Raw genomic sequence first — 13946 nt, forward strand, 5'->3', positions numbered from 1 at the left:
GCAGAAAAACCGGGTGAACGCCACCCACTTTGCCGCCACCACCGGCTACGGCTACGACGATGAGGGCCGGGACAATCTGGAACGGGTCTATGCCGACGTTTTCCATACGGAGGCCGCCCTGGTGCGCCCCCAGATCACCTGCGGCACCCACGCCCTGACGGTGGCGCTCTCAGCCAACCTCCTGCCGGGAGACGAGCTGCTCTCCCCCGTGGGTGCCCCCTATGACACCTTGGAGGAAGTCATCGGGATCCGTCCTTCCAAGTGCTCCTTGATGGAGTACGGCGTCACCTACGCCCAGGCGGATCTGAAATCCGACGGAACCTTTGACTACGACGCCATCCGGGAAAAGATCAACGACCGCACCAAGCTCATCACCATCCAGCGCTCCAAGGGCTACGCCACCCGCCCCTCCCTCTCCGTGGCCCGGATTGGGGAACTCATCGCCTTCTGCAAGAGTATCAAGCCCGACGTAAAGGTGATGGTGGACAACTGCTACGGCGAGTTTGTGGAACTTCAGGAACCCTCCGATGTGGGAGCCGACATGGTGGTGGGCAGCCTCATCAAAAACCCCGGCGGCGGCCTTGCTCCCATCGGCGGCTACATCTGCGGCACCAAGGAATGCGTGGAGCGGTGCGCCTACCGGCTCTCCGCCCCGGGCCTGGGTCAGGAGGTGGGCGCCAACCTGGGCCTCATGCCCGCCTTCTATCAGGGTCTGTTCCTCTCCCCCACCGTCACTGCCGGAGCCCTGAAGGGCGCGGTGTTTGCCGCCAATGTCTATGAAAAGCTGGGCTTTGCCTGCGTGCCCACCGCCGCCGAGGACCGCCACGACATCATCCAGGCGGTGACATTGGGCAGCCCCGAGGCTATGGTTGCCTTCTGCCGGGGCATCCAGGCCGCCGCCCCGGTGGACAGCTATGTGACACCGGAGCCCTGGGCCATGCCCGGCTACGATTCCGATGTCATCATGGCGGCAGGCGCCTTCGTCCAGGGCAGTTCCATCGAGCTCTCCGCCGACGGCCCCATCCGCCCCCCCTATGCCGTCTACTTCCAGGGCGGTCTCACCTGGTACCACGCCAAGCTGGGCATCCTCATGAGCTTGCAGAAGCTGGCAGAGGCGGGTCTTGTCCGTCTGCCGGAATAACTTCACACAGCATTTTGTAGCCGCACCGGAGCATGATCTCCGGTGCGGTTTTTTTAGCGTCTCTGCATATTGGGAAAACAAAGCGGGCCCCACATCCCCAAAAGGTGCAGGTTCCGCTGTTTGGCTCATGCCTTCTTCCGGCTCATTGGAGCCGTTCCCCGGCATACAGCCGATCGAAAGCCTCCGTGCGCCGCAGGATCCGGTGATAGGCCGGCCTATCCGGCAGCGCCTGGGTCACGGCTTCCAGCAGCCCTCTGCGGAGCATCTCCTCCATCCGCAGGGCCACCCAGGCATCTCCGATGCCCAGCTGATAGCCCAGCACCCGGCCGATCAGCTGTCCCTGGTGGAACTCCCGCTCCGCCGCTGCGATCTCCTGTCCAATGAACCCGTCGTAAAAGTTCACAGGCACACCCATCAGCTGCCCATTGACCACCGCTCGCAGCGGTGCGTTTTTCCTGCGCAGCTCCCGCCAGCAGTTGGCGAAAAAGCGCCGCTGTGCCGGGGACGGCGTACGCGCTGCCGTCACCAGACGGCCCCACTCACCGGGACTCACCTCCCCCCAGCCAAGCCGGTGAACCATAGCTCCGTCCGGACGCTCCTCCCACTGGGGAAGCTCCACCAGGGAGATCGGCCCGGCGCTCCCGGCAGATTGGAGCCGCTCCAGCAGGAAGCACGCGCCGCAGAGCTCATCGCTCTGCTGGCTGTACCACACCCGCACCGTCTCTCCTGCAGCGGAGCGGGTGACAACATCGTCCAGCGCCGCCCGGGTTTCCTCCCATTCCTTTTTGGTCTGCTTTCGGGCCTCCTCTGCGTTCCAAGAAGCCCGGATCAATGCCTCCAGCGCCTGCTGCCGCAGTGGGCCCGGCGTCTCCTCGGAGATGTCCCCCATACTCAAGGCCAGATCCAGGCAGTAAATGTCCCCGGCATTGCCGCCCATGGGGACAGCCTCCTCCCACTCCCGGCGGGACCGCTCCTCCGCCCGGCGCTTCGCCTCCCGAAGTTCCCGCTTGGACACCGGCCGCCCATCTGTACTGCCCACCACCACACCAAAGGCCGACCTGTGCCAGGGACCCTCCCCATAGTGCTGAGCCACCCGCAGGCTTCCCCGGGCGCTGGCCCCGAATACCACCTCTACCATAGCCGTATCCTTTCTCAGCCGTCCAGTTCTTCCAGACGGTCTGTGATCTCATCCGCCAGGTCTTCCAGTTCCTCGTGGGCGTCGCCCCAGGTCTCGTATTCCTCGCTGTTCATGTCGGACGGCTCCTCCTCGTCCAGCTGCGCGATGCGCTCCCGGACCTGCCGGAGGGCTTCCTCCAGCTGCTCCCGGTTCATCGTCTCCAACTCCGGCTCTTCCTGATAGCCGGAAAAATCAATGATCTCCGCCATAGGGGTACTCCTTTCCGCTTCCTGTGTTTTTCGATCCGCACTCAGCGCTTGCTTTGGGAAAACGCAAATGCCTCCCCAATCCAGTCCATCAGTTCCTGATCCGCCTGCTCCTCCCGGGAGAACACCACATGGTGCGTCCAGCGGCCGGGATAGGGCTCCACCGCTACCGCCACCCGGGGGGATTCCAGCCGACGGGAAAGGCCGAAGGTCACCAGGATGCAATGCTCCGGCCACGCCTTCCGTCGCCGCAGGGGCAGCGACACAGCGGCAAAGAGATGCCGCCCGTAGAAGCTGATCTGGGTCTTCTGCACCTTAACGGAGGCCTCAGGAAACTGTTCCTCCATCCGCGCCTCCAGGCACTGATAGAGCGTCAGTTCCCGGGGCTTCCCGTCAAAGTAAAACAACAGGTCTGACGTATAATGCTCCGGAAATTCCACGACCGTCACCCCTCTTTCCCGTCTCTATCCAGTCTCAGCTCTCAGCGGGCCCGCAGCTCCCAGAAAGCCACAGCGCTGGCCGCCGCCACATTCAGTGAATCCACCCCGTGGGCCATGGGGATCCGCACGGTGTAGTCGCATCCGGCGATGGTGTGGTCTGCCAGGCCGTCCCCCTCCGTTCCCAGGACAATGGCCAGCTTCTCCGCCTGGCGCAGGCGGGGATCATCGATGGAGAGGGAATCCTCCCGCAGCGCCATGGCGGCGGTTTGGAACCCCAGCTTCCCCAGCCGCTCCAGTCCCGGGTGGGGCCATTGCTCCGGCGCATCGCCGATACGGGTCCAGGGCACCTGAAACACCGTTCCCATGCTCACCCGCGCCGCCCGCCGGTACAGGGGATCGCAGCAGGTAGGCGTCACCAGCACCGCGTCAATCCCCAGGGCCGCGGCGGAGCGGAAGGCCGCACCCACATTGGTGGGATCCACGATTCCCTCCAGCACCGCCACCCGGCGGGCTCCGGCGCACAATTCCTCTACAGTGGGCAGGGGCGGGCGCCGCATAGCGCACAGGATACCCCGGGTCAGTTCATATCCCGTGAGACCTGCCAGCACCTCTCGCGGCGCCGTATAGACTGGGATCTCATCGCCGCAGTGGGCAATGATGGTGCTGCCCTGCCCCGCAATGTGCTTATGCTCCATCAGCAAGGCCACCGGCTCATAACCGCCGTCCAGGGCCCGTTCAATGACCTTGGGACTCTCGGCAATAAAGATTCCCTTCTCCTGTTCCTTCCGGCAGCGCAGCTGCGCCTCCGTCAGCCGAGCAAATAGATCCAGCTGCGGTGATGTGATATCTTTCACCTCAATGATATTGGGCAATGTGTCTCCTCCTCACTTGTGCTCTGCCGTCTCCGGCTTCTCTTTGGGAAGCCGCACATTCACCAGCACCAGCTCCAGGCCCAGCAGCATGATGTGGGGGGTAAATTTCTCCAGCGGCTCAAACAGCAGGGCCAGTGCCAGGATCACACGCAAGAAGGCCTCCGCGCCGGTCAGCAGGGCACTCTCCTGCCGGTATGCCCGGCGCAGGGCCTCGTTGATGGTCTCAGCCGCTTTCCGCAGGCCCAAGAGCCCCCAGGTGATCCCCATGATTCCCACGGCCCCGCTGCCCTCGCACAAAAAAGCGGCACCCATCACGATCAAGATCACATCTTGTCCCAGCTCCGGGGCCCGTGACTCCAAAAATGCCTGAGCGCGCAGATAGGAAATCCCATGAAGCAAACCGGTAAACAGCATGGCGCCTCCCAGCAAGTACGGCAGCACACCTGCCACATGCCCCGGTGCCACGATACAAGCCACGCCGATCAGCGGCAGAAGAAGCCGGAGATACCGATCCATGGATTTCATATTTCTCTCCTTTTTTTCCATACTGGGCTGCCAAGCAGGCAGCCTCTCTTGCAGTATAAAGTCTGGAGACAAGTTTGTAAACCACTTTCCCTGCCCATCACGCCCACCGGACCTTTGGGCTTTCGCCCTTTTGTTCTCTTTTTCCCTCCCGGCCCTTGTTCCCCGGGCAATGGGCCGCTATAATAAACACACAGACCGCCCACAGGATGCGGCTATACCGAAAGACAGCAGGGGGAGGCTTTCATGCACGCACTTTCCGGAGCAAAGGAATTTGGAGCGCTGTTTCTGCGCCGGTGGCGAAATGCCCTCTCCACCATCTTGTTTTATATCGTCCAGTTTTTGCTGGTGGTCTGGATCTTCGGCACCAGCTATGCCATGGTGGTCTCCTGCTCCACCACCATGTTCCAGCTGCGGCGGAAAGAGCCCAACCGGATGGAGGACTATGTGACCACATGCGCCATGTCCCTGCTTTTGTTCCTGCTGGCTTTCGCGGCGGGGCTGAATGTGTGGCTGTGCGCCGCGCTGAACTTTGCCGTCCCTTTTTTCCTGGTACTATGGCGGTGCAGCCAATTTACTCCCAAAGGGCACCTGGGCTATGCCATGACCTTTGTCTTTCTGGAACTGCGCCCCACCACCCTGGAACAGCTCCCCACCCAGCTGGCGGCAGTGGCCTTTTGCTGCGTTTTGCTGGTGGCGGCCCTCATCATCAACGCCAGAGTACAGCACATTTCTTCCGATCCCGCGGAGCAAATCACCCGGAGCCTTCTGCGTCTGGCCCAGCTGCTGGACGACCTGGCCGCCGGGGGAGACGCCCGGGCCGCCGGGCGGGAGCTCTACGAGCTGACCCGGGGGTTCCACCGTATGGGATACGACCGGCGGCATCTTCTGGAACTGCCGGACCGGCAGAAGCGGTTCTATCACCTCTTCGCGCTGCTCTTTCAGCGGGCCTCTTACCTGATCACCGACCAGGAGGCATGGAAGCGCGCCCGGGAGACCCCCGGCTTCTCCCAGACCATGCATACCCTGGCGGAGCTGGTGCGTCAGCTCCAGCAGGCTGAAGATCCCGCGTCCCGGCAGCAGCTGTCCGGAAAGATTCAGGCTCTGCTGGATCACACGGACCTGCCCCCGGGACGGCTGCGGATCTTCTATCGCAGCGTGCTGCACACGCTTTTGATCCTGTGCCGGGAATCCCTCCACCCCCGCCACGGGGTCTCCTGGCATCAGGTACCCTGGTCCGCGGTCTGGCAGGACCTGCTCCATCGCCTCTCCCTCAAGCGGTTTGAGCTGCGCTTTGCCCTGCGCTTGGCAGTGGTGATGACTGTAAGCTGTACCATCAGCTACCTGTGGGAATTTGAGCACACCTACTGGTTCCCCCTCCATGCCTATCTGCTGCTCCAGCCCAGCTATGAGGAGAGCGCCCACCGGATGGTCACCCGCCCTGTAGGCACCGCCATCGGCTGTGTGCTGGTGCATCTGGTCTATCCGTATCTGCCGGGTCTTCCGGGTGTGTTTTTGTTCTCCCTGGTGATGATCTCCCTGATGTACTGCTGTACACCCGGTACCTGGGTCCACCCCATCTTCTCCACAGCCTTTGCCTTGACCATGGCAACCCTGACCGTACGGGAGACCAAGGCCATCTGGCTGCGGCTTTTGTACCTGGCCATGGCGGTGGCTCTGGTGCTGGTGGTCAACCGCTTTCTGCTGCCCAACCGCCGCGGGCCCCAGTTCCGCCGGAACCTGCAGGAACTCTACCAGCTCCAGTCCACCTATTGGGGGGTCATCCGGCGCAGCCTGCGCCAGCCGGTGGACCCTGCACTGTTCAGCGAACTTCTCTCCCAGTTCCATATGGTCTATCACGAAGCCGCCCAGTATATCGATCAGCTTCCGCCGGAACAGGCCGCCTTTTACCGGCCCCGGCTGGTGGTGCTTTGGAACATGTTCTCTGAACTGGAGCAGGCGGAGAGCCTCATCCAAACCGGGGCAGTCACCCCCGCAGAGATTCCCCCATTGGACAACCTGGCAGCAGCACTGGAAACGCGTATCTGCTCTTTGCGGGATCTGGAAACACTGCGCCCGGAAGGACTTCCCCAGGACGAGCTTTATTACGTGCTGAACCGCTATCTGGAAAATGCCCGGGCACTGTGTCCCATCCAGCCAGCTGCCCCGGCCCCCTGAATCTCCTCCGATACAAGCAGACCCCCTCCGGAAATCCGAAGGGGGTCTGCTTTTTTGTCAGAATTTCATGTTTTCCGGTAAGATCCGGTCTTTCTCCGTCACAGGGCGAATGGGACGGCAGGGAGTGCCCGCCGCCACCACACCGGCAGGGATGTCCCGGGTAACGACGCTGCCGGCCCCGATGACCGTCCCCTTGCCGATGGTCACACCGCCGCAGATCACGGCGTTGGCCCCGATCCACACATCCTCTTCCAGGGTAATGGGCTGGGAGGTGCTGATCCCCTCCGAGCGCTGATGGGGGTCAATGGAGTGTCCGGCGCAGCTCAGGCACACGCCGGGGACGATAAAGGCCCCGGCTCCGATGTGGACAGGGGAAGTGTCCAGAATCACGCAGTTATAGTTGATGACCGCCAGGCCGTGGGTGTGGATATTGAAGCCGTAATCGCAGTGAAAGGAGGGTTCGATAAAGGTCAGCGGATGGCAGGTCCCCAGCAGTTCTTGCAGGATGGCCGCCCGCCGCTCCCCCTGGTCCGGGGCAGTCTGGTTATATTCCCAGCACAGTTTTTGAGCCCTTGCCTTCCACTCCGGCGGGATATTGCGGTTTTGCCCCGCATAGCCCTCAGAACACTTCAAAATTTCCAGAAGTTCCATGGTCTCTCCTTCCTGTTGTCAGGGTGCCGTGTCTGTCCGCCGTCAGGTGGACGACAGACGGGGGCGGTGATAGCTGCCCCGGTGGGTCCTGCGCTCCGGAGCCTCTGCAGGCTCCAGCTTCTCCTGTTCTGCGGTCTGGTTCATAATCAGCATCTGCAGCCGGTTTTCCACATTGGCGTAGCTGGTGTCCGGGTCCAGGTCCAGCGGCAGGATCTGCACGCCGGGATAGAGCTCCTTGAGCCGCTTGGTGACGCCCCGGCCGCACACGTGGTTGGGCAGGCATCCAAAGGGCTGCAGGATGATAAAAGAGCGAGCCCCCTCAGCAGCATAGTGGGCAATCTCTCCGGCCATGAGCCAGCCCTCGCCGCAGGTGAGGGTCTTGGGGATGATGCTGCTCACCCCGGCGTAAAGGTCCTGAGGCCGGGGTGCCTTGTGATACAGGGGATGGGCCGCAGCAATGCGCTCCAGATAGCGCTGGATCCCCTCCACAGCGGCGTCCAGGGCAAAGGAGTAGGGGGCCAGATGGGCACCGAAATCCCGGATCTCACTGTTGGCCGCCTGGAAGTCCTTGCGGAACTGGTACGTGATCCGGGGCAGAATGGTCTCCATGCCGTTTTTCTCCAGGTACTCCTCCACGTGGAAGTTGGTGCCGGGATGGAAGTTCACCAGCAACTCGCCGGTAACCAGCACCCGGGGCTTACGGTGAGAGCGATCATAGTGGAGGCCGCAGAAGGCATCGATGGACCGGCGGAAGGCTGCGATCATCTGTCCCAGTCCTTTCTTGGAGCCCTGGGCGATATCCGCCACGCAATCGTCAAACACCCGGTTGGTCTCCCCCGCTATCGTCTCATACGGGCGGATCTTCCGGCAGAGCTCCTCCAGAATATTCAGCATGGAAAACGCCCACGCCGCCAGCAGTACCGACCGTGCCCCCAGCATGGACACACCTGGGTGGATGCCCTTGGTGTCCCCGGGATCCGTGGTCAGGATAGGCACCGCTTCAAAGCCCGCGCTGTCCAGCGCCTTGCGGAGGATGGCCGTGTAGTTGGCCATCCGGCAGTCGCAGCTGAGCTTGGCCATGCCCACAGCCACAGTGCCCTCCGGGTAGTTGCCCTTTTGCAGGGCGTCGATGAGCTCACCGATCACCATTTGGCAGGGGAAGCAGATATCGTTGTGGGTGTACTTCTTCCCCACCCGGATCTGCTCCGGACCGCCCACCGGCAGAGCCTGGGCCCGGATACCCTCCCGATCCAGCAAAGCCGTCAGAAGGGTGGATACCGGCGCGGAGATATTGGGTACCAGCACCGTGCGCAGCTTTTTGTCCTCTTTCCGGTACTTGGCAGGATAGGGCTCCGGCAGGCAGCCGGGCTCTGCGGCCCGCTCCGCCTGAGCGGCCCGGCGCAGCTCCACCGTCTCAATAAAGGACTGCACCCGGATCCCCAGGGAGCCGGCGGCTTCGCTCTCGTCCACCTTCAAAATCAGAGGAGGCTTCCCGCTGCCCTCGCCCAGCAGGCGGATGATCTCATCGGACAAAATGGCGTCGTGACCGCAGCCGAAGCTGACGATCTGCACATATTCCAAGGAGGGATGGGCCGCCGTCACCATAGCGCCGGAGAGCATCCGGGCGTGGAAATCGTTGGTGATCTCCACCCGGGACTGGTGCAGGTCTGCCCGGTCCAGTCCCGGCAGGCTGTCCACCGTCAAAACCGGGATGCCCCGGCGGGTGAACATCCGGGCAAGATCGTGGTTGATGAGAGGATCCGTGTGATAGGGCCGTCCGGCCAGTACCACGGCAAAGGTGCCCGCCTGCTCCGTCTGGGCGATGATTTTCTCTCCCTCTTCCGCCAGCTGACGGCGGAAGGAAGCAATGGCCGTTGCCGCCTGACGGTAAGCCTGCTGGGCCTGGCGCTGTGTGGCGCCGCAGTGTTCCACGGCATACTGACAGATCTGCCGCTGGCGGTCTTTCTCCGTGAACCAGTGGAACACCGGGGTTTCAAAGCGCACGGGGAAATGTTGCTCCGGCGCCTGGAAGTTGCGCACCACCATGGAATAGCCCATGATGACCGGGCAGACATAGGGGCTCTTCTCTCTCTTGTTTTCCGTGGGCATATGAAGGATATAGGGCAGGAAGATCCGGTTTACTCCCTGGTGGGCCAGATCCAGCACATGGCCGTGAACCAGCTTGGCCGGGAAGCAGATGGTGTCCGACGCCACATACTGCAGTCCGCTCTCATACTGTTTCCGGCTGCTGGGATGTGAGTAACGAACCGCATACCCCAGAGCCCGGAAGAAGGTACTCCAGAAAGGCATGCTGTCCCAAAACTCCAGCACCCGGGGCAGGCCGACGGTCTCCCCCTGCTCCTCCCGCACGGGAGAGACGGGATAGGTCTTGAAGAGCATCTGCTGACGCAGGCGCATCAGATCGGGGACTTCGGCTTTCTTCTCCGCTGCCGCGCTCTGGCCCTCCGTCACCACGGCGCCCCGGTCACACCGGTTGCCGGTGACGAAGCAGCCTCCGTCCGGGAAGCGGAGGATGGTGCGGCTGCAGTGGTTTGCGCAGTGGGGGCAGACCACGCCGCTCTCCCGGGTGTATGTAAACTGCTCCACGGCGTCAAAGCCGATGAAAGCGGAGCAGCGGCCGTTGGCGTAGCCGTGGGCCTCCACCTCCTGTTTCACCGCCAGAGCCGCACCCAGGGCTCCCATCTCACCGGGATATGGGGCCAGGGTCACCTCCCGGCCCAGGTACTCCTCCAGGGCCCGGAGAACAGCGAAGTTGCGGAAAGTGCCTCCCTGGACAACCACTTTGTCACCCAGCTGGTCGACATTGGCGATCCGCACCACTTTGGTAAAGACATTTTCAATGATGGAACGGCAAAGGCCCGCCATCAGATCGTCCGGCTGCTTGCCGTTGCGCTGTTCATTGATGATGGTGCTGTTCATAAACACCGTGCACCGGCTGCCCAGGGCTGCGGGAGCCTGGGAGCGGAAGGCGGCATCCGCCACCTGATCCACGGGCATGCCCAGCGTGGCAGCAAAGTTTTCCAGGAAAGACCCGCAGCCGGAGGAGCAGGCCTCGTTGAGCATGATATTGGTGACCACACCGTCCTTGAGCCAGATGGCCTTCATGTCCTGGCCGCCGATATCCAGCAGGAAGGTGGCGTCCGGGAAGAAGCGGCGGCAGCCTCGGGCATGAGCCACCGTCTCCACGGTGTGGTAGTCGGCGTGGAAGGCCGCGGAGAGCATCTGCTCGCCATAGCCGGTGGTGCCCAGTCCCAGCACCTCCAGCCGAATCCCCAGCTTCCGGTATTTCTCCGCCAGGGCCAGCAGTCCCTGGCGCACCACCCGCAGGGGTTCACCCTGGTTGTTGGCATAGAAAGTATCCGTCACCTGCTCGTCCTCGTCCATAAAGACAAATTTGGAGGTGGTGGATCCGGAGTCGATACCCAGGTACCCCCGCAGTACCGTTCGGCCAGTGGCATCCACCGGCTTTTTCAGTTCCGCCTGGTGCCGGCGGAGGAAGGCATCCCGCTCCGCGTTATTGGTAAAGTAAGGTCTCCCTGTGTCTGCGGCGTTTTCCAGCTGGGCGGGGGCATGATCCAGCCGATCCAGGGCCTGGGCCAACGTCATGGCATCCTGCTGACCGGGGAAAAGCTCATCCACAGCAATGGCGGTGCCCCGGGCCACAATGGTCTCCGGGTGCTCCGGACGGACAATGTCCTGCTCCGCAAGATGCAGCCGCTCCGCGAACACCCGCACCAGTGTGGGATTGAAGGTGAGAGGACCGCCTTCAAAAATGATGGGGGCCGTCAGCTCCAGTCCCTGGGAGAGTCCACCGATGGTCTGTTTGGCGATAGCGTGGAAGGTGGACAGGGCAATGTCCGCCCGCTCCGCCCCCTGGATCAGCAAGGGCTGGATATCCGTCTTGGCGAACACTCCGCACCGGCCGGAGATGCTATAAACCGTCTTTCCCTGAGCCGCCAACTGTTCAAATTCATCCGCCGGAACATTCAGCAGCGCGGCGATCTCGTCAATAAAAGCGCCGGTGCCCCCAGCACAGCTGCCGTTCATCCGCATGTCCGAGGTCTGCAGCCGGCCGGAATCCTCGTCATAGTGGAAGAAGATCACCTTGGCGTCCTGGCCGCCCAGCTCCACTGCGGTACGCACATGGGGGTACAGCGCCCGGACTGCCGCAGCGTTGGCCACCACCTCCTGGACGTAGTGGGCCTCCAGGGCAGATGCGATGGGCCGGCCACCAGAGCCGCACACGCCGATCCGGAAACGGGCACTGGGAAACCGCCCGGCTGCTTCCGTAAGAAGCTGCCGGACGGTTTCCGCCTGGTGGGCATTATGTCTCTGGTAACGGGTAAACAATACGCCGTTGGTGGTTGGATCCAGAACCACCGCTTTCACAGTGGTAGATCCCACATCCACGCCCAGACGCAAGAGATTGGAACCTGTATCTGTCATATATGTATACGCTCCTCCTAGGGAGCCCCTGTGCCTACACTCCATATGGATCGGATAGCCCGAGACTCCCCATAACTGTCGATTCAAAATTATTGTAACATGTTTTCCTACAATCCGCATGTATATTTTTTGTGAAGATTCTTTCTTTTTACTTATGTTTTTGACTGAAATTCCAAGATATATTTCGGTTTTCTTCCGTCAAAATGATGTTTTATCCTGACAGCAGGCATCATCTGACCACATCTGTCGGATGAGAGAGAATCGCCGCTCTATGCCAATACTGCTCACGCGGATGCGGCGGCAAACTCCGCCAAAGGTATCCACCGGGAGCACAAGGGAAACAGCGAATACAGCAGCCCCGGCAGTACATTCCGAAGTGTTTATACGCTAGGCCGCCTTGAAAAAGCCGCAATCCGGGACGTCTTTTTCAGAATAAGTGCCAGCATCAGGGTTATCCCCTCTGCAAGCAGCGGTGCCACCCAAATATACGCACTGCCCAACAGGAAGGGAACCAAAAGAATTGCAGCAGACTTGATGACGATTCCTCTGGAAAATGCAATGGCATCAGACTGTACAGTACGTTTTGTGGAATACAGAAATGCTGTGTAAATCAGATTGAGTGCCATGGGGATAAAGGAGAGACTGAACACCGGCAGCGCCTGCGACGCCACCTGCAAAAGATCTGCATTTTGATTGAAGATCCGAATCACCGGTTCATCAAAGGCAATCAGCAGTAGGTGCACCAAGAGGGATAGAACCGCATTGACGGCAATTCCATATTGGAAAATGGCTGTCAGCCCCTTTATGTCCTGTCTGCCGTAGTAATTTCCCCAAAGGGGCTGGAGCCCCTGAGCCACGCCGGAGAAAATCGCGTTGGCCAGCGAATAAAGGAAACTGAGAACACTGAAGGTGGATACGCCGATGTCACCCATCAAATGTGCCAGCACCAAATTGTAGCAAAGCGCTGTGACCGGAGTATTCAGCTGGGAAACCGCCTCCGGAACGCCTCGTTTGCAGATCTTACCGATCACGCCGGGCTTAACTGAAACGAGTTGGAGGCGCAGGTCTCCTTTTTTGCGGATAAAGTGGCTTAAAAGAACCAGAACAGCAGAAATCTGCCCCAGGCCAGAGGCAACAGCTGCACCCACGACTCCTTTTCCAAGTGGAAAGATAAACAGCCAGTCCAGGAAGGTGTTGGACACCGCACCTACACACATCCCCAGGAAGGAGAGAGCGGGAGATCCATCGTTACGTACAAAAACAGACAAGCAGGTACTCATCAGCATGGGAACGGAAAACGCCGAATAGTAAAAGAGATAGTCCACTGCCATCCGGCGCATTTCGCGGCTGAGTTTGGCTCCGCCGCTGAAATCCACAATGGGGCCGGTAAAAACCATGCCTATAATCATCAGCATGACAGATGCCAGCAGCGTCAGGGAAATGGACACCATAAATGCCTGGTTTGCACCCCTTTCATCCCCTCGCCCCATCCGAATAGCAACGACTGTCGCTCCTCCCATTGGGAACATGGCAGCAATGGCAACTACAAATGTGATGAAAGGAACTCCGATATTGACAGCTCCGAGAGCAGCGGCACCCACACCCTGCCCAACGAAAATCCCGTCCATGACGTTATAAAGATACGCCATAAACAGTCCACCCACGGCGGGGAAAATGTAGCGCGTCATTACAAGCCCTTTTTGTCGCATGGAAAAAACCTCCGCAAAACAAAAGAAGTGGGATAAAACCCGATACGGGCTTATCCCACTTCAGCAATCAACTGGATTGCAAGTCCTCTGACAAGCAGTTTTATGGTAACATGTATGCAGCGCGGTGTCAAGGAATGCTTGGCGCAATATTTAACTGCTATATGTACCATTCTGCTTTTGGAAAGGAGAAAAGACGTAGCATTAAGCTACGCCCCCACACAGATCCCCATATAGGAATTTAGAAATAAAAATGCGGAGTATCATCAGCAGACCTTTTCAGATCCTTTAATGATACTCCGCATGGTCCGAGTAGCGGGATTTGAACCCACGGCCTCTTGGTCCCGAACCAAGCGCGCTACCAACTGCGCTATACCCGGTTGTTACTCAGGTGATCCATCCCGATGCAACAGTAAGATTATACGGAATTTTTCCGGCATTGTCAAGGGAAAACGTATGGCTATCACCACTTCCCATACAGAATAGAAAACTCCCGGCGGAGAATTTCTCCGCCGGGAGTTTTTTCGTTTCTTACTTCGCGGCCTTGGCAGCCTTGATGGCCTCGATCAGCATGGGGGTGACCTTG

General features: G+C 60.3%; 10 protein-coding genes and 1 tRNA gene. 2 read left to right on the plus strand and 9 right to left on the minus strand.

Annotated elements, in window-relative coordinates; all coding sequences use genetic code 11:
* Positions 1–1141 (plus strand): methionine gamma-lyase family protein (locus ACT67G_RS10435; RefSeq protein WP_443664203.1); only part of this gene is annotated, 1141 nt, incomplete at its 5' end.
* 142 nt (positions 1142–1283) lie between these two features.
* Here the strand turns inward: ACT67G_RS10435 and ACT67G_RS10440 are convergent.
* From ACT67G_RS10440 to ACT67G_RS10460, 5 genes are read right to left on the minus strand one after another with little or no spacing between them, the layout of a single operon-like run.
* Complete coding sequence (locus ACT67G_RS10440) at positions 1284–2279, minus strand: DUF3658 domain-containing protein (RefSeq protein ID WP_443664204.1); 996 nt, start codon at positions 2277–2279, stop codon at positions 1284–1286.
* A gap of 14 nt (positions 2280–2293) precedes the next feature.
* Positions 2294–2527, minus strand: coding sequence for a hypothetical protein (locus ACT67G_RS10445; protein ID WP_325244839.1), 234 nt, complete (start codon positions 2525–2527; stop codon positions 2294–2296).
* Positions 2528–2568: 41 nt separating this feature from the next.
* Entirely contained in the window at positions 2569–2964 is a 396-nt protein-coding gene (locus ACT67G_RS10450) for a DUF5655 domain-containing protein (RefSeq protein ID WP_326215572.1), read from the minus strand.
* 41 nt (positions 2965–3005) lie between these two features.
* The gene (locus tag ACT67G_RS10455) at positions 3006–3836 is read right to left on the minus strand and encodes a TrmH family RNA methyltransferase (protein ID WP_443664205.1); all 831 of its coding nucleotides are present in this window, start codon (positions 3834–3836) and stop codon (positions 3006–3008) included.
* 12 nt (positions 3837–3848) lie between these two features.
* Positions 3849–4361, minus strand: a complete 513-nt coding sequence (locus tag ACT67G_RS10460; RefSeq protein WP_443664206.1) for a hypothetical protein — start codon at positions 4359–4361, stop codon at positions 3849–3851.
* A gap of 243 nt (positions 4362–4604) precedes the next feature.
* Here ACT67G_RS10460 and ACT67G_RS10465 point away from each other — a divergent pair, with 243 nt between their 5' ends.
* Positions 4605–6536: an FUSC family protein gene (locus tag ACT67G_RS10465; protein WP_443664207.1), complete on the plus strand. Its 1932-nt coding sequence runs from the start codon at positions 4605–4607 to the stop codon at positions 6534–6536.
* Positions 6537–6593: 57 nt separating this feature from the next.
* Here the strand turns inward: ACT67G_RS10465 and ACT67G_RS10470 are convergent, their stop codons facing one another.
* The 4 genes from ACT67G_RS10470 to ACT67G_RS10485 form a co-directional block, all read right to left on the minus strand.
* A complete protein-coding gene (locus tag ACT67G_RS10470; protein ID WP_443664208.1) occupies positions 6594–7187 on the minus strand; it encodes a sugar O-acetyltransferase in 594 nt (197 codons plus the stop codon).
* 42 nt (positions 7188–7229) lie between these two features.
* Positions 7230–11654, minus strand: coding sequence for an acyl-CoA dehydratase activase (locus ACT67G_RS10475; protein ID WP_443664209.1), 4425 nt, complete (start codon positions 11652–11654; stop codon positions 7230–7232).
* 380 nt (positions 11655–12034) lie between these two features.
* On the minus strand, positions 12035–13363 hold the full coding sequence (locus tag ACT67G_RS10480) for an MATE family efflux transporter (protein WP_443664210.1): 1329 nt from the start codon (positions 13361–13363) through the stop codon (positions 12035–12037).
* A gap of 301 nt (positions 13364–13664) precedes the next feature.
* A tRNA-Pro gene (locus tag ACT67G_RS10485) sits at positions 13665–13740 on the minus strand.
* Between the last annotated feature and the right edge of the window lie 206 nt (positions 13741–13946).

Source organism: Dysosmobacter sp., from assembly GCF_052306735.1.
Lineage (GTDB): Bacteria > Bacillota > Clostridia > Oscillospirales > Oscillospiraceae > Oscillibacter.

Coding starts and splice junctions, on each gene's coding strand:
- ACT67G_RS10475 (WP_443664209.1), bottom strand. CDS start 11,654: ATGACAGATACAGGTTCCAATCTCTTGCGTCTGGGCGTGGATGTGGGA.
- ACT67G_RS10440 (WP_443664204.1), bottom strand. CDS start 2,279: ATGGTAGAGGTGGTATTCGGGGCCAGCGCCCGGGGAAGCCTGCGGGTG.
- ACT67G_RS10480 (WP_443664210.1), bottom strand. CDS start 13,363: ATGCGACAAAAAGGGCTTGTAATGACGCGCTACATTTTCCCCGCCGTG.
- ACT67G_RS10445 (WP_325244839.1), bottom strand. CDS start 2,527: ATGGCGGAGATCATTGATTTTTCCGGCTATCAGGAAGAGCCGGAGTTG.
- ACT67G_RS10460 (WP_443664206.1), bottom strand. CDS start 4,361: ATGAAATCCATGGATCGGTATCTCCGGCTTCTTCTGCCGCTGATCGGC.
- ACT67G_RS10470 (WP_443664208.1), bottom strand. CDS start 7,187: ATGGAACTTCTGGAAATTTTGAAGTGTTCTGAGGGCTATGCGGGGCAA.
- ACT67G_RS10465 (WP_443664207.1), top strand. CDS start 4,605: ATGCACGCACTTTCCGGAGCAAAGGAATTTGGAGCGCTGTTTCTGCGC.